Genomic DNA, 22,527 nt, shown 5'->3' with positions numbered 1-22,527 from the left:
AAAAACATAGCTTCAACATGAACATCATTTCTCAAAAATGCTTTTATCCGTTGTACGTAACATTTGACTGGTTATCGTTCCAGCCAACATTGAATCACTCACGTTTAGAGCTGTACGCCCCATATCAATGAGAGGTTCAATAGAAATAAGTACAGCAACCAAAGAAACAGGAAGCCCCATAATTGGTAACACAATCAATGCAGCAAAAATAGCACCACCACCAACACCCGCAACACCAATAGAACTCAATGTTACGACACCAACAAGGGTAGCAACCCAAGTAGGATCGAGAGGATTAATACCAACAGATGGTGCTATCATGGTTGCAAGCATCGCGGGATAAAGACCCGCACAACCATTTTGTCCAATTGTTGCCCCAAAAGAGGCTGCAAAACTTGCTATTGATTGTGGTACACCGATCCACTGCGTTTGTGCCTCAATGTTCAAAGGAATACTTGCAGCACTTGAACGACTACTAAAAGCAAATGTCAAAACCGGTAAGACCTTTTTGAAAAAGCGAAATGGATTAATTCCTGATAAACCAAGCAATACACCATGAATTCCAAACATGACGATAATGCCAACATAGGAAGCGATAATAAAAACCAATAAATTCAGAATATCTGCAACATGCGAGGTTGCTCCTACCTTAGTCATAAGTGCAAAAATACCATAGGGCGTCAAAGCAATCACTATACGAACTAACCGCATAACCCAAGATTGTGCTACTTGAATAAATAAAAGCGCTTTTTCCCCTTGTTCTGAATCATCCTTCTTTAAAAGAGTAACTGCAGCTCCTAAAAATGCCGAAAAGATAACAACACCGATAATGGACGTACGCTTGGCTCCAGTTAACTCAGCAAATGGATTTTTAGGAATAAAGGATAAAATCATCTTTGGTACGTTCATATCCCCAAGTTGAGAAACACGCGATTCAAGAATAGCAGATACATTTTGCCCTTCATGGACCAGACCGTTCACAGTTAATCCAAAAAAGTTAACCACCAAAACACCAACCAATGCTGAAAGAGCTGTTGTCAAAAGCAATATTGAAATTGTCATTATACTAATTTTGCCAACAGCATAAACAGAATGCAAATGAGCAACGGCTGAAACGATAGAGATAAAAACCAATGGCATAACAATCATTTGCAGTAAGGAAATATAACCATTGCCAACAATGTTAAACCATTCGACAGATTTCAATAGAGTGGCTTCCCCTCCCCCATAAATAACCTGCAAAACAGTTCCGAAAATCAAGCCCAAAATAAGGCCAAACATGACACGCAGAGAAAGACTCCATTGCATTTTCTTGCTCTGAGCAAGCCATAACAAAAAAATTATAAATAGAAATAAATTGATAAAAAAATTAAATGTCATTGTTTGTGCCTATTATCGTGGTGCTTGATATTAAAGAATAATGCATAGCGCAAAATAAATGTGTAAAATTTGAAAATGGACTATAAAGCTTATGAGGCTTTTATAAAATCATTATTTTTTAATTTATAGGCTTGAAGAGAATTTTTTGTCTATTGATAGTTCTTTAAAGAAGATAAAAAATCAAATGCGATTATTTACCTATGATAAGTTTTTTAATAGGATAAAGTATAAACAACGCTTATTTTGGCTCAAGATTAAAAGAGAAAATTCAATATATATTAAAAATTAATATTATTCTCCTCCTCCATGCTACATAGAATAACAAACCCTTTATTAATAATAAAGAAAAATTAAGATGATTCAATGTCTTATTTTTATTAATACTACAATATCAAACTATATAATTGCTAATTTTATTGTTGACATTTTCAGAGACTTTCATCGCCACCTCTTTTAAAATATATGTTAGTTTGTTGGGAAACAGCCTTTACACTTTCTTTCTAAACCTTTTGTGAAATCAGCTTTTGTCTATTATTTGAAACAGCTGTTATGAACCCTTTGCTGTCATTTTGCTGTCATAAAATATTCCTTCTCAACACAAACACGAAAAATTTTGGAAACGTCATATTGAGATACAATATAAGACGTGTTGAGATACAATATAAGACGTGCTGTACATATCATTAAATATAATTGGGAAAAAATTATCAGTACAAATACCACGTACTCTATAATCCATGTAGATTAATTAAGCGTCATCAATCGTAGTAGTCGTTGTATTCGAAATTCATCTCTTTATTAAAAAAGAAGCTAAATCTCCTATCATGCTTTATAGCTTTATCTTCTTCTGTATTAGTACTATTTGGAAGTGCTAAGACAAACAATCTAAATCAGTACAATAAACTTTATCAAACATATTTAAATAAAAATTATCAAGATTCAAAGTACCGCAAAAAAAGAGCAAAAGAGTATAAAACTATTCAAGAAAAAGAGATAAAGTCTGTCATCACTACAGAATATAATAATGGGCAGTTTTAGAGATATTTAATAGAGTTGCGAACTAATCCTCCAGAATTTGATATCCTAAAGAATTATCATACAATGCTTGTTTTTGTGGATGATTTGCAGATTTGTGGCAAGGGGATAAAGAAAAATCAACGCTGGTGTCTAGCAACTTAAAAAGGAAATTAAGGCTTTTCACGTTAATGCAATAAAATCTGATGCTGATTGGAATAATTTAGAAGGAATTTGCTTCCTAGCAAAGTTTGAAACAGACTTTTATAATCCAATGTTTAGAGTATGCACAAAAGTTTTTAGATTGTCCAACTGGCATTAATCAAGAAGAGCAAATAATGGATACAAAGAGAATGATAACACGCAATTCTATAAACTCTCTATAACTCGCTTTAAAAATATAGCTCCTGTTTGCGCTCTTGCTGTACAGATATACCGTATCATGAGACAAAAAGAGAAGTAATATCACTAATAAGATATTGCCATTTCAGAAGATGGAAACAGAACAAACGTTAATGTTGAAAACGTATTTTCAAAAAATTGCTTTGTTAGTATAATACATTGATTTGTGAAGATAACTCATCATTTTTCCACTTTAATACGTGCACTGAATACAGTAAGATTTTCTTCGTTTCATACCCATCTTAAAACAAAAGGTTGTTTTCTTGTATATCATAAGCGAGATGGATATGTGGATAAAAAACAATTCAAGAAAGGGCTTAATACGCGCCTCTTTAAGTGAAGCATTTTAATGCAAGAGAAAATACCATTTTAGATTGAGAGAGCATCGCGATAATATTAATCTGTTACTTGTATAAATAAAGATGCCAACGCCTAATAAACCTTACACGATACCCTTTATGAATGATGCGGAGAAGATGTAATATCTCTTTTTAAGACAATTCGTAAATAAATAACACAACGGTACACACTTCTCCAGAAGTATAATGCATTTTTCTTGCTTTAAAATTTTAATAGGCGCATTCTAAAAATACAGGTTCTACAGCCCCACTCCAAATAGAATGATAATTGGATAAAAGTTTATCAGCATCTGTTTGGCCCATTGCAATCACTTCTTCTAAGGGGGCTAGAAAACTTGTCTCATCAAAACCATCAGCATCATACTGTTGACGATTTTTTAAACCCTTGCGTGAAATAGCAACAGCCTGACGGGCTATTTCTAAAACTATGGTTCGACGAAAAGGTGTTCTTAGTCCTTGTTTAGGGACACGTTCGCGCATATCCAAAATTTCTTCAAAACACCAATCTTTTGTCAAAGCCTCTGCCTCATTAAGTGCTTCACTATCATAAAGAAGCCCAACCCAAAAAGCAGACAACGCACAGATACGCCTCGAAGAACCGCAGTCAGCACCTCTCATTTCTAAAAATCGTTTTAAGCGTACTTCGGGAAATAAAGTCGATAAATGATTAATCCAATCTCCCATGTTTGGCATTGAATTTGCAATCTTCCCTCTTAAAGCCCCATTCATAAACTGACGAAAAGTTATATGCGTACAATCGTAATAACGACCATCGCGCACAACAAAATACATTGGTACATTAAGTGCCCATTCAACGTAATCTACAAAACCAAAACGCTCAGAAAATATAAAGGGAAGAACTCCAGTCCTCTGATTATCAGTATCGCGCCAAATTTCAGAACGCCAAGACAAAAAACCATTCGGACTCCCCTCTGTAAAAGGTGAACTGGCAAATAACGCTGTCGCGATAGACTGTAACTTCATCGATACTTGCATTTTGCGCCGCATATCAGTTTCAGATGAAAAATCAAGATTAACCTGAACAGTCGATGTGCGATACATCATATCAAGACCACTATGACCAACTTTGGGCATATAATCAGCCATAATTTGATAACGTGATTTAGGCATTCGCGGAGTTTCAGCTAAGCTCCACTTTGGACTAGCACCCATACCGAGAAAACCAATACCCAATGGCCCTGAAATTTTCTTAAGAAGAGCTAAATGCTCCATCACCTCGCAATAAGTATGACCAATTGTTTTTAGCGGTGCACCAGATAATTCAAATTGCCCTCCAGGTTCTAAAGAAATAGCACCTTGACCCACTGATCCTACGAGCCCAATAATGTTTCCTTCATCTAAAATAGGCTCCCACCCTAAAGCTCTTTGCATTCCTTCTAAAAGTGCACGAACCCCCCTCGCACCTTCATAAGGAACGGGGCGGAAATCGTCTATATAGAATGGAAATTTCTCATGTTCTGTACCAATACGCCAATCATTTTCTACTTTACACCCCCCTTGGAAATAGCTAACCAAGGAATCTAAGTTATAAATTTCACTTTCATCAGTTATATCAAGCGCCATAACTTATTATATCCTATCATCAGTTCCCTCATTCTAAATGAATTGTTCAGAATGATGTAAAAACTTCTCAATTAATTCACCAATCCCCCACGGTAGCATTAAGAAGTGCCAACGCAGCAACAGCTGCAGTATCAGCACGTAAAATACGGGGACCTAACGATATCGGAAACACAAAAGGGCGTTTTTTTAAAAAATCCCGCTCTTCTTTACTAAAACCACCTTCTGGTCCAATGAGGACACCTGGTGTAGTAATTTCCCGCTTTTTTAAAAGAGGTAATAAATTATGCGATCTATGCATTTCATCACAAAAGAATAAAGGCTGTGTCTCATCCCAACGTGCTAAAAGTTCTGCTAACGACACAGCAGATACACACTCTGGTAAAGATAAAATGCCACACTGTTCAGAAGCTTCAACAACATTAGCCTCCATACGCGCAATATTGATACGCGTAACCTGTGTGTGTTGCGTTATAACAGGCTGCAAAATCGATACCCCCATCTCAACAGCTTTCTGCACCATATAATCCAAACGCGCATTTTTGAGTGGAGCAAAGCAGTAAATGAAATTCGAATGCGCCGTTTGCAATCTTTCTTGATGAATAAGCTGAACCACAACAAATTTTTTCCCAACGGTGGTGAGTTTAGCAAGCCACTCACCATCCTGTCCATTAAAAAGTAAAATTTCGGCTCCTTCTTGCATCCGCAAAACACGTACAAGATAAGAAGCTTGCGCACCCTCTATCTTTATTTCTTGATTCAAAGCAAGTGGCTGTCGGATAAATAATCTTTTAAGTTTATAATTTATACGCATAAAAATCGTGCCAAAGCCAATTCGAGAAAATGAAGGAAAATATATAACAAAAAGAAAAAAATATATCTATAGAACTATAACATATAAAGAATTATAGAGTTTTTTTAACTTTATGAGATAATGATTGGAACAAAGGAAACACTAAGTGATTCTGCTCTTATACAAACTCACAATAACAGATCATTCGCCATTGTATTTTGTGATTTATTGCATGATTGGAGGAAAAATATGTCTGCAAAAAAAGCTACAATTATTACTATCACCACCCTTCTAGCTTTTATTCTAATTACGGTAGGAATTGGCTCCGTTGGAGCAGATGGAAAGCACATGGTCACTGAAGATGGCTATGGAATCTCCTCTCAAATCCAATAAGCCTTAAACTACATATCATTCAAATTTTTATATCAACACAATATTTTTCAAATAATTTTCTAAGATCCTTCTCGCTATTGAAAAACAACAATCAGTCTGTATCGATATCTTTTTTTACCCAAAAATTGCCGCGTTTTTGCCCTTCAGAACTAAGAGAAAAAGTAATAGGCCATGCAAGGCTGTTAGTAAGACACTGGACATCTTTACATAAAGTTTCTGAGCTATTACTTTTTCGTACTTCTGCCTGCAATGTAAATTCTTTCTGTCGCTCTTGAGCAATAGCAGCTGCAATCCTCCCCTGAATTGATAAATTCCAGTCCGCTGTACGCATCAATGATTCTGCTATCGTCATGGTGCCGTCTGAATATCTCGTCTGAATATCCCAACGATCAAAGGCTGTGGATAAGAAGTTATTATTCACTAACAGAAATTGTTCCTTTTCTGAAAGCGTTGTCTGCAAATCATTCAAATCATACCCTAACAGCCGACCAGTAGACATATTCAGTGTTAATTCACTCTGCATTTTCGCAAAAATTTCCGACCAATAACGAGCAAACGTGCGTATTGTCATGGTAAAATTTGCTTTGCTTTGTACAAATGGAATGATGCCTAGAGCCTCTAAAAAAGCCTGCATATCAATGGAAACACCCGAAGCGCGTCCTTCAATATGCACTTTCTTATCCACTGGTGCAATTTGCATGTTGCTTTGAAGTGATCCACCAAAAACATTCGCATGTCCAAGATCAAAAATGATATGTCCATTTCTTATTTGTATCGCAGCAGCTAAATTAGTCAGTGCAATATTCCCTACTTTCGCTTGAGGAGAAGAAAGGCGTAAATCTACTCCAATGCGATCAAAAATCTTCATATCAAGGGGTGTTTTCTTCTCTTCAACTAAAGAAAATAGCGATTCCAAGAGATTGAAATCTAGGTTATCCAATGCTAAAGATCCAATTACGATTGGTACATAATCCTGAAAAGCAAGCTCTAAAGCTCCACGCGCGCTTGTTTTACCCATCGTAAATGTCACATTATTCATTTTGATATGCATGGGTTGCGCTAAAAAATGAGACTCCCATACAATAGGTGTTTTCAATCTATGACCCCAAAACTGATTGCTTCCAATCCAATACAATGTCTGATTCCACCCCGGAGAACGCATTGATACCTTCCCGTCAAAAATGTAATATTCAGATAATCGTGCCTGCCCTGTAAAGGTTATACCACCACGCACAGAATTGACGCTTGCCTTAATCTGGCTTTTCCCTCCTGCTAAAAGCAGCAATGCTTGGTCGGCATCAATTGATAATTTTGTCAACTCTCCACGCCAACGAGCATCTGCACGAAACCGCATTTTCTGCGTTGATTCTGGCCAATCTAAAGTTGCATTTAATCCCGTTATTTTTTCTGGCACACCGGAAATACTATCATGATAAACGAGCGTGCCATTTTCAATAACAATCCGCCCAAAGGGTTGGTCTAAAAGATGCTTTATATCTGGCTGGTCAGGATTATGCTTAATTATTTCACGAGCATTACGTATCGCTAATCCTAAGGCACCTTGTGACCGCGAAAATCTATCAAAAAAATCAGCACCTGTTTTAACAGGCTTTTCTAGAAAAAATTGGGGACGCACAATTCGCGTCTCTGAAAAAGAAACATGCCCCCAAAAAAGATCGACCAAAGAAAGATCAACTTCTATCGATTCAGCTTCCATCAATGGTACAATATTATTCATTTTTGATGTTAAAGTAACACCGGAAAGAAATGCTTTAGGATAAGGAAAAAGATTTAACCGTGGTGGATCACGCAATTGCACATTATAACCCGTCCACGCACTCAAATCTTGGGCCAAACGAATACGAATCGCATCTGTTGACACAAGATAAGGTAAAATAAGGATACAAACCCCAAATAAAAAAACAATTGCAGTAAAAATCCCGCTCAAAAACTTGATTATTCTGGCCTGCACAATCTTCCTCTACATTTTCACCCCGATAACAGATTAAAAGCACATCTAAATATCGTTAAAAAACTTCTTACAATCCTAAAATCTGTCATATCTCATTTAATAATTGCATTATTCTTGTTCTTATCCAAAGTTTATTGGAACAGCAATGTTGCTGCTTCTTAACAAAACAATTATTTTAAAGTCTTCTGAAAATTCAAAAATATACAACACTAGCGAACCATTCTTTTAGCATTACCAGATTAATACTGCTACAAAGCTCTATTGTATCGTCAGCAAATGCTTTACAAAAACATTAAACAGCCCTACTGAAAGGACAGCTGCTATGAACAATATTATCGACGGAAAAAAGCTCGCTGAAGAGATTATTGTAAAAGTTAAAGCTGAAACAACAAAACTGCGCAATAACTATAAGATACAACCTGGTATCGCTGTTATCATTGTTGGAGATGACCCCGCAAGTCAGGTATATGTCACATCAAAAAGCAAAAAAGCCGAAGAATGTGGCTTTCTTTCAATCAAACATATGATGTCCAAAGAAACACAAGAAAAAGAGCTCCTTCAACTCATTGCAGCATTAAATTCTGATCCCAAAATCCATGGTATTTTGGTACAGCTTCCCTTACCTGACCATATGAACACAAACCGCATAACACAAGCCATCGCTTTCCAAAAAGATGTTGACGGTTTTCATTATATCAATATAGGAAAACTTGCTGCAAACGCACTTGAAGACGCTATTATTCCCTGCACACCGGCTGGTGCTATGATGATGATTGAACAACAATGTGGACGAGATTTATCTGGTCTTGATGCTGTTGTTGTTGGACGCTCTAATATTGTCGGCAAACCTATGGCCGCACTCTTAACAGCAGCGAATGCTACTGTAACGATCGCTCATAGTCGTACCCGCGATCTTGATGATGTATGTCGTAGCGCCGATATCTTAGTCGCAGCTGTTGGTCGCCCCAAAATGATTAAAAAAGATTGGGTTAAAAATGGTGCTGTTGTTATTGATGTTGGCATTAATCGCATTGAAGCACCAGAAAAAGGTATAGGAAAGACGCGTCTTGTCGGTGATGTCGATTTTGAAGAAATAAAAGAAAAAACTGCTGCAATTACCCCCGTTCCAGGAGGAGTTGGACCTATGACAATTGCTATGCTGATGGTTAATACACTCACAGCTGCCGCTCGAGCACACAATCTTCCCGTACCAAAATTCTAAGGATTTTACGCACTTTCATTGTACGCGCATTACTTTTCACCTTTTCGCGCTTTACTCGTGCTATAATAACACAGATGCCCCTTGATCGGCACGGTTAACTGATTGGCGAAAAACACGAAAAAGCTCGCGCCCAACGCCATATTCATTTTTTGAAAGATCGGGAGGCATTATCGTTCGTGCATGAAACTCTACCATATCTTCTAAAACAGTTAACTTACCCATATGGGCATCAAGACAAACGGTGTCACCATCCTGCAAACGCGCAATGGGACCATTATCTAAAGCTTCTGGTGTCACGTGGATTGCAGCAGGAATTTTTCCTGAGGCACCTGACATACGACCATCTGTTACCAATGCCACCTTTTGCCCCCGATCTTGTAAAACACCTAAAATTGTCGTTAATTTATGAAGCTCTGGCATACCATTCGCTTTGGGGCCTTGGTAGCGAATGACAGCGATAAAATCTTTGTCATTCAACGCACCAGATTTAAAAGCCTTTTGCAGTCCCTCTTGATCATTAAAGACAACAACTGGAGCTTCAATCTGCAAATACTCAGAGCTAACGGATGATGTTTTTATAATAGCTACCCCCAAGTCTCCCGATAAAACACGAATACCACCATCAGACTGAAATGGCTTCCTCCACCCCGTTAACACCTTATGATTACCACTTTCCTTGAGAGCAGGCTCGCGCACCACATTGCCATCAGCGTAAAGCTTTGCTTCAATTGCATAAGCACTGAGATCTTTACCAGAAACTGTACGAACATCTTCATGGACTAAACCAGCCTCAATGAGCTCGCGAATGACAAATCCCATACCACCAGCTGCATGAAAGTGATTTATATCAGCCAAACCATTAGGATAAATCCGTACTAAAAGAGGAACAACTGACGAAATTTCTGCAATATCATGCCATGTTAAGCGAATACCACAAGCAGCAGCCATAGCAATCAAATGAATCGCATGATTAGTAGATCCTCCTGTTGCATTTAACCCTACAATAGCGTTCACAAAAGAACGCTCATCAACGATCATACCAATTGGACTATAATCATCACCAAGAGTTGTCATTTCAAGTACACGCTCAGTGGCTTCCTTTGTTAAAGCATCACGCAACGGTGTGTTCGCATTGATAAAAGAGGCTCCAGGCATGTGTAACCCCATTATCTCCAGTATTGCCTGATTTGAATTAGCCGTTCCATAAAATGTACATGTTCCTGGTCCATGATAAGAGCGGGCTTCTGATTCTAGCAATGTTTGTCGATCTATCTTATTTTCCGCGTAAAGTTGACGTATTTTCGCTTTTTCATCATTCCCTTGACCACTTGTCATAGGACCTGCGGGAATAAAAATCCCTGGTAAATGACCAAATGTGAGTGCTCCAATCACCAAACCAGGTACGATTTTATCACAAACTCCGAGGTACAGCGCAGCATCAAACATATTGTGTGATAAGCCTATAGCTGTCGCCATTGCAATCACTTCACGGGAAAAAAGCGAAAGCTCCATCCCCGCATTCCCTTGTGTGACACCATCGCACATTGCAGGTACACCACCTGCCACTTGTGCCACACCACCAACCATACGGGCAGCCTCTTTAATTAAGTGAGGAAAAGTCTCAAAAGGTTGATGTGCTGAAAGGATATCATTATATGCCGTGATAATACCAATGTTCCCAACAATATTATGCTTCAAACGCTTTTTATCTATTGGACTACAGGCAGCAAAACCATGAGCCTGATTGGCACATTCTAAAAAACTCCGCTTGGGACGATTTTCTTGCGCCTTTGCAATACGGTCTAGATAAACTTCTCGCGTTGGGAGAGAACGTTCATAAATTCTTCGTGTAACCGTAGCAATTGTTTTCGAAAGTGCCATGTTTATTCCTTGTTTATATGCACGCCCCAATACTTAAAAAAGATTAAGTATCAACAGCTTCCTTATCATGTTCTACTTCATTTATTTCATCTTCTGTAGGCGACCAATAAACCTGAACAAGGTGATTGGCATTACGTAAAACTGCTCGAACAGGCATTTCTATTTCAGATCCGTCTCGACAAACTTCTTCAAAACAATCACGTTTCTCAAAACCCTCAAAATGAAGAATAATGCAACGAGATTGCATTATGACCGGTAAAGTTAGCGTAAGCCTTGGCTCAAGAGCACTCTTCGCATGAAGTGGTAAAACAAGTGCCTGCGTCTGAAGATCAAGTGCTTGTTTCAAACGATCAGCATCAGGAAAAAAAGAAGCAGTATGTCCATCCTCCCCCATTCCCAAAACAACTACATCAAATGGTCTAGGCAAAGTATTGATACGACTAGCTGCTGAAAAAGCAGCAAGTTCGGCAGTAATTGCCTTCTGATAAAGTCCCACAAAATGCGCTTTAGCCGCAAAATTTTGTAATAAATAGCGCCGTACAACATGTTCATTTGAACGCTCATGATGTGAAGGCACAAAACGTTCATCAACCAAAGTGATGATGATATTTTCCCAATCAATATCCGCTTTTGACAAATAATGAAAAAACAATTCTGGTGTTTTCCCACCAGAAACAGCTAAAATTGCTCGCTTACGCTCAAGAATAGACACACTAAGCTCTGCTGCGACTCGATCAGCCAATGCCAGAGCTAAATCCGAGGGTGTTTCAAAATTTAAACGGTCGATATTCATTCCATACATTATTATTATCACTCTAAACTAAGTTGTTCCACATGCGCCCATCACGTTCCATCAAAATAGTCGAAACAGATGGTCCCCATGAACCAGCACTATATCCATGAATAGGCTGCTTTATTGCCTCCCATCCCCCAAGAATCGGATCAATCCAACGCCAAGCAGCCTCAACTTCATCACGACGCATAAACAGTGTTTGATCTCCCCGAACCACGTCCATTAATAAGCGTTCATAAGCATCAGGATTGCGCTGAGAAAACGCAGACGCAAAACGCATATCCAAGGGAATATGACGAAACCGCATACCACCAGGACCTGGGTCCTTAATCATCAACCATTGTTTCACCCCCTCATCAGGCTGGAGACGAATAACTAATCGATTAGAAAAAATCCCATTTAAATCCGTATCAAAAATATTATGAGGAACGGGTTTAAAAACGACAACAATTTCAGACATACGCGCAGACATACGCTTACCAGTTCGTAAATAAAAAGGTGTATCCGCCCAACGCCAATTATTAATCTTAATCTTAAGAGCCACAAATGTTTCACTCTTACTGACCTTTTTCCCCAAATCATCAAGATAAGATTTTACAGAAATACCATCCGATACACCAGCAAGATACTGTCCACGCACGGTATTTTGCCCTACGTTATGAACATCGAGAGGCATTAAAGAATGCAAAACTTTAAGTTTTTCATCACGCACAGCATTTGCACTGTTAGTAAACGGTATTTCCATAGCAACCAAACAAAGCAATTGCAGCATATGATTTTGTACCATGTCGCGTAGCGCACCTGCACTCTCATAATATTCTACACGCCCTTCTAATCCTAAAGATTCAGCAACCGTTATCTGAACATGATCAATATAGTTGGAATTCCATAAAGGCTCATAAAGTGTATTAACAAACCGCAATGCCATTAAATTTTGAACAGTTTCCTTGCCAAGATAATGATCTATGCGAAAAATTTGATCTTCATTAAATACTCTTGCAAATGTATCATTAAGCTCAACCGCTGTTTTTACATTGCGGCCAATAGGTTTTTCAATGATAATCCGTGTTTGCTGCGTCACCAAACCGTTTTGTCCCAATCGCATCGCAATATCACCCAAAAGTGGCGAACCAACTGCTAAATAAAAAGCCCGAATATCAGCAGATTCTTTTGAGAGCAGGAGAGCTAAATCCCCCCATCCTCGGTTTGAAATAATATCAACAGAAACATAGGTTAAACGTGCAAGAAAACGATTAAGCTCAATTGGGTTGAGATCTTTGGGATGAACATATTTCTTCAGAGCAGCACAAACAAAATTTTGATACTCCTCACTACTCAACGAAGAACGCGAAACCGCAATAATACGTGTTGGCTCACTAAATTGTCCAACACACTGACAATGATAGAGAGCAGGTATAAGTTTGCGTGATGCTAAATCACCATTACCACCAAAAACAATACAATCAAAGGGGGAAACTGGAATAATTCTACTCACCATAAACTTGTCTATTTCCCATTCGATTATAAAAGTTTAAATAGTCTGGAAGCTCAACTCATTAAAGCAGACAGATGCTAAACAAGCCATTAATTTCCTTCGCTTCAAACGATATCCAATTAAAAACGATCCATCAAGGAAAACCAATGCATCGCTAAAAATACAAATGGATAACGAAAAACTCTTCCACCCAGAAAAGAGGAAATCTTTAAATCCTGAAAATACGTAAAACGTTCATGCTTTCCAGTCAGCCATTCAGCATATAATTTCCCCATAAAAGGGGCAAGCATGACCCCGTGCCCTGAATATCCACCACAATAAGTGATACCGGGCATAAGTTGACGAACATAGGGCATACGTTCAACAGTAATTGCCACGGTTGCACCCCAATAATGAGTCAGATTTATAGATCTTAGCTGAGGATAAATTTCAGAAATCTGCCCTCGTATACGTTCATCTAAATTCGTAGGGTGTTGATTATCATAACTTTCTACTCCTCCAAATAATAAACGGTTATCAATACTTTTGCGAAAATAGCGAACCATAAAACGAGAATCATCCACAGATTCGCCCCCCACAAGAATTGAACACTGCTTTGGTAATGGTTCCGTTGCTCCAATATAAGAGCGGAGAGAAACAATTTTTTTTTCAACAAAACACTGAAGTCCAAGCTTATACGCATTGGTCGCTAATAAAATGTGCTCAGCCTTTACATTGCCCCGCTTTGTTCTCACAACACAATGGCTACCATTACGCTCTACCGCCATTGCCTGTGTCTTCTCATAAAGTTTAGCGCCAGCGTTTTTTGCTTTTTTTGCCAACAAAACAACCAGCTTTAAGGGATTGATATGTCCAGTGTCTGCATCATAGATACCGCCATAATAAAAAGAGGAGCCAAGCCGTTCAGCTGTTTCAGCTTTATCCATAAAAGTAAGCCCCTTATACCCATAACGCTGCATCGTCTCAATATGCCTCTGATACGCACTCATTTTACGTTCTTTATGGATAACTGAAAGCTGCCCTGCCATAAAGTCAAGAGAGCAATCAGATAGCGCATCCCAAGATAAAATATCCCTTTTAGCTTCCTCCGTTAAATCAAACAGCACCTTACTTCTTTCAAAACCATACTGTTTTTCTAATGTTTCTACCCATTGGCGATGGCCTGTTCCTAATTGGCCACCATTGCGTCCCGACGCACCGTCGCCAAAACGCGAAGCTTCAAACAAAACAACCCTCACTCCTGCTTTTGCTAAATGATAAGCAGCTGAAAGCCCTGTAAATCCGCCTCCAATAATAACCACATCGCACTGTATTTGTTCGTCTAAAAATGGATAAGAGGGACGCTCTTCTAAGGTATCCTCATACCAAGAAATTCCTGGAGAAATTTGATTGTCATCAATCATGGTAATAAAACTTAGACATTAAGAAGAAGATATTCACGCTCCCACGGACTAATCACTTCCATAAAAGTTTCGAATTCTTGTCGTTTGATAGCAGCATAAGTACTTACAAAGGCATCTCCTAAAATAGCACGTACCGCTGTATCTCGTTCAAACAAATTAACCGCCTCAATAAGTCCACGAGGCAATTCGATATTGTTAGCATTCACTGTTTTCGTTGCCGGCTCATCTGGTTCAAGCTTTTGCTGTAAACCAATGAGACCACAAGTCAAAGAAGCAGCAAGTGCTAAATAAGGGTTAGCATCTGACGAAGGAAGTCGATTCTCAACACGCCGTCCTTGTGGAGCAGAACGTGGCACACGAAAAGCTGTGGTACGATTATCATATCCCCATCGCAAATTAACAGGTGCTGAAATATCAGGCATAAGCCGCCTATAAGAATTAACATAAGGAGCAAGCATCACAAGAACCCCAGCCATATGTCTTTGTAACCCACCAATAAAATGGCGAAAACAGACACTTTCACTGCCATCCTCTTCTGTAAAAATGTTCATACCCGTCTTTTTATCAACAACTGATTGATGAATATGCATAGCAGAACCCGGCTGCCCCTGTATAGGTTTCGCCATAAACGTTGCATACATATTATGCTTTAGTGCTGCTTCACGAATTGTTCGCTTAAACATAAAAACTTGATCAGCTAATTCAATAGGATCACCATGACGTAAATTAATTTCAAACTGTCCAGCCCCCTCCTCATGAATGAGCGTATCAATTTCTAATCCTTGCGCCTCTGAAAATTGATAAATATCATCAATGAGCTCATCAAATTCGTTAACACCGGCAATAGAATAGCCCTGTCCACCACCAATTGAGCGTCCAGAACGCCCTACTGGAGGAGCTAACGGATAATCAGGATCGGGATTCTTTTCTACAAAATAAAACTCAATTTCTGGTGAAACAACTGGTTTCAAACCCATTTGGGTATAAAAATCAATTACTGTCCGCAAAACATTTCGTGGCGTATAATCAACAATCTGCCCATTTTGATAAACAAGATCACAAATCACTTGTGCAGTAGGGGCCTCTTCCCATGGTACAATGCTTAACGTAGAAAGATCAGGCTCAAGCCGTAGATCACCATCTGTTTTTGGATATTCAAAACCATTGCCATCTTCAGGATAATCCCCTGAAATTGTTGCCATAAAAACTGCTGAAGGCAATGCCAATGATGTTTCCGATGTAAATTTTTTAGAAAGCATCATCTTGCCACGTGCAACACCCGCTTGATCAGGTGTAATACATTCGATATCTTCTACATTACGGAAGGCAAGCCATTGCGAAACTTGTTCCCAATTATCTACACCACGTAAGTTTTTTACAAAATCGGCAATAGGCTTACATTTCTTTCTTTTCATTTGTTCACTATTTCTTACAGCCATAAAACACCAATTCAGAAAACAATGATCCCCCTTTATAGAATCATTCACGCATAAATACCATGCAAAACCTCATCCCAATTGATTGTTTAAGGATGATATAACCGTTTATCAAGATAAAATACACTTTGCGCTCTCTAAAGCCGCTTATTCTCAAAAACAGAGTGAAAAATTGGTACTGCACGCGATACATCGGTGCGAACCTTCTCCTTATATAAAACAGCGAAAAATACCATAGTGGACGTAATCTAATCCCGATTCAAATATAGACACATATTATCCTTTTTTATTACTTAAAAGGTAAAATTTTTTATATCTCTTTCTCCATAGCCAGAAGTATTCGCCCGTCTTCGTGTAATTGACTAGTTACTCTAAAACCTCATTTTCTATAAAAGAAAGACCTTTGATATTTTCGCTGTTTACTTTAAGATGGATCTTACCTTGTATCTTATTGATCGCTATGGCTTGTTCAAGCAGTTTTTCGCCGATTCCTAAACGCTGATAAGATGGTAGCACATAAAGCCTTGCTAAACAGGCTTTATCTTTATCAGAACAATCAAAAAATATATGGCCAGCAATTTTGTCCATCCACTTTGCTATCAAGAATAAGGTACCACATTTTTTGATCTGATCACTTATAGCTTCGACATTATGCCATTTATCCGTTTGAGCTGTAACAACATCTGCACCAAGCACTGCATCATAAGTATCATGCCAAATCTCAACCAGAAAGCAGCTGATTTCTGACACGTCAGACAACAAAGCTTGGGTAATTGCAACTTCTATAAACACTCTCCACGAATATTAATCTATCTTATTGCTGCTTGAAAAATAGATCTTATAAAGTCTTTCAAGCTTTTAAATTCGTAAAATTTATTTCAAAAGAATATAACGCATTAGCCACAGGCCACTTATTCTCCCCCCCTTCATTCCGCGGCAACGAGTTCAGTACTTTTGGCACCCCTGCCACACCCGTCCGTCGCCGACAGCCCACGCTTATACGCACGCCAACTTGTCACCGGCTGGTCATTAAACGCAACGCCCGTTTGTAGCGCATCAAAATGCGCTTTTCCGCATTTAATCTTCATCATTTCTTTAAGACGTAGATTAAACTCACTATTTGACCCTTTTGTCTCCAGTACAAAGTAAAGCTTTTGTTCGCCATCCCGCTCTAAAAAGACCGCCCAATCAGGTGTATAAGAACCAATGGGAGTAGCTATTTTAAAACTTCTTGGCAATTTAAAAAACAATCTGACTTCAGGATCATTGTCGAGACTTTGCGCAAACTCTTTCTCCACACTACTTTCATAAACCACATGGTCATACACACTCTTCTCACTCACCACAGCTGTGCGCTCTAAATTCGCCACAAGCTCTTCGCTGGTAAAAAACTCTTGTACAGTATATTCTCGCCCTACCAACTTTAAATATTTAATGCCATCAACTATAAGATTAACGTGGGTTTTATTGAGTATTTCTTCTATGCATTCTAAAAAAGCTTGTGGATTTTTCACAAACTCATGCTCACAACCACTCTTTATCAAAATATCAATAATTGTCTTTGCGGTTAATTTCAACTTTAAACTTAAATAATGTACAATATCCGGCAGTGCACACGAGCTATAATTAAGCGCACTCTGCTTTAATAACTGCTCTTCATAGGCCACACCGGTGCTATCCAGTTCTATTTCTGCTGTCTGGTAAACCAAATGCGCAGGTGCAACTGGCGCCATTTTTTTCACTGCATCCACTGCTTTGGCAACAAACTCTGTGCGATCAAGCTTTGCACGATAAGTGGTTTTTTTATTGATCTTCTCCCACAAGGACAAAAACTCGGGCGAAGCCACTGTTTGCTTTTTAAGCTTAACCCGCACCTCGCGCGTAGCATTACGAATAATCGGCATGGCTTGGCTCGCTTCTAGCGCCTGCAGCACAGCTCGCTTTTGCCCTTTACTAAAACGTTCACTTAAATCCAACGTCCCAGCCGCCCATTGCATTTTTAATGTATCTGTGATTTTCCCTTCTGATGTAAGCAAGGCTTTTTCACGCAACTCACCCAATACATCAGCAGCCTCTTGCGAAGACAGAGTCTTTGTTTCCGTCACCACTGTCGTATAAGTCAGCTCTTGCAGCGTCTCAACATTAATAAGTGCGCCCGCATCAATTTTTTTTACAATTTCTTGACGTAACTCGCGTGGTATTTCCGACGCTCCTATAACTTCAAATTCATTCGCTACCAAGTCTTGATTTGCTTTAACCATACCCGCCTCGTCAATCAAATCTTTTGCAACAAGCGTTTGAATAATTTTTTGTGCTTGTGGCACTTCCACTTTAGCCGCTACATATTTTACATCTTCATAAAGACGGCCAACCAACTGCTCCATCTGCAATGTACCAAATTTATAACCAATATCCGCCTCTAATTCTTTTTGCAATGTACTCACAAACTCAGCAAAGCTTTCATTCACCATGACATGCAGCACATTTATATCTTTATCTTCCACCCGCTCACCTTGTTGGTTTACACACAAACGCAAACCGCGACCAATCTTTTGCCGTGCGGTAAAATTCGATTTTTGCTCGATCAACATACACACTTGAAACACATTCGGATTATCCCAGCCTTCTCTTAATGCCGAATGCGAAAAGATAAAACGTAAGGGACATGCAAAAGATAATAACCACTCTTTATCACGCATAATCGTGTTATAAGTGTCATCATCGGCTTGGCTGTCGCCCTTTGTATCCTTATACACGCCTTTCTTGTCTTGCGAGAAATAACCGCCATGCACGTTTCGAACATTTTGCGCAAACTTAGTCCGCAAGGGGGCATATTTCTCTTTCGCCAACAACTCTTCATAACATTCTTCAAACATACGCTCATAAAGCGCTGGCTCTTCATCATTGCTACGATATTTAGCCACTTCATCAATAAAAAACAGTGACAAAACTTTGATCCCTAAAGGCACAAGCCGCAATTCCTTATCTAAATGTGTTTCTATAGTGCGATAAATTTGCGCGCGTTTAAGCTCTATTGTATTCACATCACCAAGCGCGTGACCAAATTTGACGACTTTGGTATCAGAAAACTCAACGGCTTCATCCCCCGCCATGCAATTGATACCCGAAACAATATAGCCCCTATAAAGCTCACGCCCACCTGTAACGTGATACAGATCATCGCCTTGCCTCACTGTAACCGTTTTGCGGCTAACAGTGCCATTCTTTCCCGCAATATCCAACTCTAAGCGCGCCTTAAAGCCATGTTCGCGTGATACGGCTTTCAAGGCAATATAGGGACGATTAAAATCTTGCTCTATCTGATTAGAAGAGACACAAATTTGCTTCACCAGTCCTTTTTGATAAGCATCAATAGGTGTTAAACGATATAAAAGATTAATCTCATCTTTATGTGTGGCACTATAGCGGAAAACACAAAGCGGGTTAAGGCTCGCAATAGCCTCCTTCGCTTTTACTGTATTATCCACCGATTGCGGTTCATCTATGATCACAATCGGATTTGTGTCTTGGATATAGCGTATAGCACTTTCGCCATTCAGTTTATCCTGCGGAAGATTGATAATATTTTCTGCTTTTTTAAATGCATCAATATTGATAATCATAATTTCAATATTGGTCGAGTTTGCAAATTGGCGAATTTGCGAAAGATCTTTTGAATTATAAATAAAATAACGATAGGGCAGATTATCAAACTCTGCTTGAAAATGCTCCCTCGTTACCTGCAGTGATTTATATACCCCTTCGCGAATAGCAACACTTGGTACGACAATAATAAATTTGGTAAAGCCATAGCGTTGATTTAACTCAAAAATCGTCTTGCTATAGACATAGGTTTTGCCTGTTCCCGTTTCCATCTCAATAGAAAACTGCTTTTGCTCTAGCATCTTACTCGCCAAGAGTTTATTGTTCTGTTGCACCTCTCTTAAATTTGCTAATATGCTTTCATCACTGATCAATAATTGATTACCATAGCCAAATTCATTTAACACTAATTGTCCTTGTTCTGAACGCAAAGAAAAAGAAGAAGCTCTTTGCGGTTGTCCTTTAAATAAATCAGTGACGCTTTTAACCGCATCATTTTGAAATTCTTGTTGTTTAAATTTAAGTTTCATATAGACGCCCCAATCGTCTTTCTATAGTTTAAATTTTATCAAAACTTACTTTATTGTCTTTAAAGATAAAGTCGCAATTAATAAGCGCTTCATCACCTTCAAAGGCCGCATCAAGCGCTACGATTTTTACGGGCAAGTACTTTATCATCTCCTCCGCATCTTCAGGTTCAAAAGGCGGATCTATGGCTATAATCACCAAGACATCGCCTTCGCTCTCACCTATATAATAAAAATTTTTGCCATTGATTGGTAAAGGATAAAATTTTAAATCCAGTGGCCAACCATATTTAAGCATGATCTCGAAGATAATATCTTGATGAGAGCGCTCGGGATTCACCCCCTGCAAAATATGATCAAAGCGCATTTGCAATTGTTCTTTAACATTAAGTGCATTCGGATCAATCGAGCTATCGTCCCATATGGGAAAGTTAGAACTATCGAGCTCTAGCACACGAAATCCAGTGTCTAGAGGCTGCTCACGTATGAGTTCTGCTTCATGCTTTTGCTTGATTTGTGCACCAGCGCGGCGAATACGTTCAATTCCTATGTCGCATATATTCTTATAACCTACCTTGTAAGCTTCACTCTTCTCATCACATAATTCAGGCAATTGCACCATAATGAATTTGCGATTACCACCATCTTCGGCATTCAAAGCCATCACTGCATGCGCTGTTGTACTAGAGCCAGCGAAAAAATCGAGAATGATGTCGTTGTCACTGGTCGTCTGTTCAATCAATTGCTTTATAAGACTCACACCCTTGGGATGATCAAAAAATTGGCCGCCTAAAAGTTCTCGTAATTGTTTGGTCGCTATAAAATTCATATCTGTTTCAAGCATTGTACTAAATGGTTTAGTTTGAGATTTAACTTCTGTTTGATGACGTTTATAAGTAGGCGTACCTTGTCCGTTTTTGGGGAAGATCACCTTGCCTTCTTTGATGATGTTTGCCATTCGTCCTTTTTCATAAGCCCATACACGATTGGGATTACACTGGTAAACTATACCCGTTTGCGGATCAGTAATCGGGTAATTAAGATTTGGTCGCTCTGATGCTGTTTTATTACACGTCAAATCGCCTTGCGTCCAAGGCCCACACGGGTCATTATCGGGGTTGGTATAATTTGCAAAACTCTTTTGTACTCCACTAAAAACAGTGTGCCTGCGACTATAACACAAAATGTAATCATGGTCTGTACTTACATTGTTTTGCGCATCATTAGCACCAGTGCGTTTCCTCCACACCAGCTGCGCAACAAAATTCTCTTCGCCAAACACCTCGTCGCACACTTTGCGCAAATTATGCACTTCATGATCATCAATTGAGATAAATATCACCCCATCATCGTGCAATAAAGTTTGCGCTAAACGCAACCGAGGATAGATCATATTGAGCCACGCAGTGTGAAACCGCCCCATTGTCTCAGGGTTCGATTTTGTCGTTTGGCTCGTTACTTCTTTATAGCGCGCAAGCGGATCTTTAAAATCATCACAATAGATAAAATCATTCCCCGTATTATAGGGCGGATCTATATAAATCATCTTGACTTGGCCAAAATAAGCCCGCTGGATAAGTTTTAACACTTCAAGATTATCGCCCTTAATATAAAGATTATGTGTATTATCAAAGTTTACGCTCTCCTCGCGCTTCGGGCGCAATGTCGCGAGTGAAGGCTTTTGCGCAAGCTTTAAACTTGCTCCCTTGCCCTTCCATTCAAATTTGAATTTCTCAAAATCATTATCGATATATTCGCCGCATAGATTAAGAAGCTGGTCTATATCCAGCTTTCCCTCAGCAAAACATTGCGGAAAGGCTGCTTTTAACTTTTCTATGTCTGGATTAACTGGGCTTTGACTCATGCCCTCTATTTTATCTTCACCCGCTATTATACTCATCTTTGCGCTTCTCCGTTACGCTTAGTATAAAATATGTCTATGAATATTTCTTTTGTACATCGCAATTCCTTTTATCCTATTTATTTCCGTATCCTCTGCAAATTTACTTTCATGCAAAGTGTCGTATAAGCTGTTCTCTTTATTTTTCAAAGTTTCTTGTGCTTGTTTTATCTCTTTTCGCTTACGCAAGTCAGCTAGATCAATTCGCATTACCACATTTTGACATTTTGCTTTTATAACACTCTCCCTGCTCCAGACAACATATTGATTTATAATGATAATCTAGCGTTATTCATATTGAATGAGAGTCTCGAATACCGTAAGATTCTCTCATTTCAAATCTGTCTATGTTGAATCAATCAAAATCACTTGC

At 38.8% G+C, this 22,527-nt stretch carries 14 protein-coding genes; 2 read left to right on the top strand and 12 right to left on the bottom strand.

The annotated features are described in order from the left end of the window. Positions 1–24: 24 nt before the first annotated feature. The 3 genes from ABD915_RS00070 to ABD915_RS00060 form a co-directional block, all read right to left on the bottom strand. Positions 25–1,380 carry an L-cystine transporter gene (locus ABD915_RS00070; RefSeq protein ID WP_345113399.1) on the bottom strand — a complete coding sequence of 452 codons (1,356 nt, stop codon included), beginning with the start codon at positions 1,378–1,380 and terminating at the stop codon, positions 25–27. 1,985 nt (positions 1,381–3,365) lie between these two features. Beyond that, positions 3,366–4,739, bottom strand: coding sequence for a glutamate--cysteine ligase (locus ABD915_RS00065; RefSeq protein WP_345113397.1), 1,374 nt, complete (start codon positions 4,737–4,739; stop codon positions 3,366–3,368). 76 nt (positions 4,740–4,815) lie between these two features. Then, positions 4,816–5,550 (bottom strand): 16S rRNA (uracil(1498)-N(3))-methyltransferase, encoded by a 735-nt coding sequence (locus ABD915_RS00060; protein WP_345113394.1) that lies wholly within the window; start codon positions 5,548–5,550, stop codon positions 4,816–4,818. 228 nt (positions 5,551–5,778) lie between these two features. Between ABD915_RS00060 and ABD915_RS00055 the strand changes: the two genes are divergently transcribed. Next, positions 5,779–5,922: a hypothetical protein gene (locus ABD915_RS00055; RefSeq protein WP_345113392.1), complete on the top strand. Its 144-nt coding sequence runs from the start codon at positions 5,779–5,781 to the stop codon at positions 5,920–5,922. Between the two features lie 91 nt (positions 5,923–6,013). On the opposite strand, the gene ABD915_RS00050 is transcribed toward ABD915_RS00055, so the two are convergent. Continuing rightward, entirely contained in the window at positions 6,014–7,894 is a 1,881-nt protein-coding gene (locus tag ABD915_RS00050; RefSeq protein ID WP_345113389.1) for an AsmA family protein, read from the bottom strand. Between the two features lie 322 nt (positions 7,895–8,216). On the opposite strand from ABD915_RS00050, the gene folD reads away from it, so the two are divergent. Then, positions 8,217–9,116 (top strand): bifunctional methylenetetrahydrofolate dehydrogenase/methenyltetrahydrofolate cyclohydrolase FolD, encoded by a 900-nt coding sequence (gene folD / locus ABD915_RS00045; RefSeq protein WP_345113386.1) that lies wholly within the window; start codon positions 8,217–8,219, stop codon positions 9,114–9,116. A 60-nt stretch (positions 9,117–9,176) separates the two neighbouring features. Here folD and edd read toward each other — a convergent pair whose 3' ends face one another. The 8 genes from edd to ABD915_RS00005 form a co-directional block, all read right to left on the bottom strand. Continuing rightward, complete coding sequence (gene edd / locus ABD915_RS00040; protein WP_345113384.1) at positions 9,177–10,997, bottom strand: phosphogluconate dehydratase; 1,821 nt, start codon at positions 10,995–10,997, stop codon at positions 9,177–9,179. Between the two features lie 43 nt (positions 10,998–11,040). After that, on the bottom strand, positions 11,041–11,799 hold the full coding sequence (gene pgl / locus ABD915_RS00035) for a 6-phosphogluconolactonase (protein WP_345113917.1): 759 nt from the start codon (positions 11,797–11,799) through the stop codon (positions 11,041–11,043). 13 nt (positions 11,800–11,812) lie between these two features. Then, positions 11,813–13,288 (bottom strand): glucose-6-phosphate dehydrogenase, encoded by a 1,476-nt coding sequence (gene zwf, locus ABD915_RS00030; protein ID WP_345113381.1) that lies wholly within the window; start codon positions 13,286–13,288, stop codon positions 11,813–11,815. A gap of 116 nt (positions 13,289–13,404) precedes the next feature. Further along, a complete protein-coding gene (locus ABD915_RS00025) occupies positions 13,405–14,688 on the bottom strand; it encodes an NAD(P)/FAD-dependent oxidoreductase (protein WP_345113379.1) in 1,284 nt (427 codons plus the stop codon). Positions 14,689–14,699: 11 nt separating this feature from the next. Next, entirely contained in the window at positions 14,700–16,127 is a 1,428-nt protein-coding gene (locus ABD915_RS00020) for a glutamine synthetase family protein (RefSeq protein WP_345113376.1), read from the bottom strand. Positions 16,128–16,490: 363 nt separating this feature from the next. Continuing rightward, positions 16,491–16,916 carry a GNAT family N-acetyltransferase gene (locus ABD915_RS00015; protein ID WP_345113374.1) on the bottom strand — a complete coding sequence of 142 codons (426 nt, stop codon included), beginning with the start codon at positions 16,914–16,916 and terminating at the stop codon, positions 16,491–16,493. Between the two features lie 134 nt (positions 16,917–17,050). Next, the gene (locus ABD915_RS00010) at positions 17,051–20,257 is read right to left on the bottom strand and encodes a restriction endonuclease (RefSeq protein ID WP_345113372.1); all 3,207 of its coding nucleotides are present in this window, start codon (positions 20,255–20,257) and stop codon (positions 17,051–17,053) included. 28 nt (positions 20,258–20,285) lie between these two features. Further along, positions 20,286–22,154, bottom strand: coding sequence for a site-specific DNA-methyltransferase (locus ABD915_RS00005; RefSeq protein ID WP_345113369.1), 1,869 nt, complete (start codon positions 22,152–22,154; stop codon positions 20,286–20,288). Positions 22,155–22,527: the final 373 nt, after the last annotated feature.

Source organism: Bartonella jaculi (genome assembly GCF_039543045.1).
GTDB lineage: Bacteria > Pseudomonadota > Alphaproteobacteria > Rhizobiales > Rhizobiaceae > Bartonella > Bartonella jaculi.
This window is presented reverse-complemented; position numbering and strand designations above follow the sequence as displayed.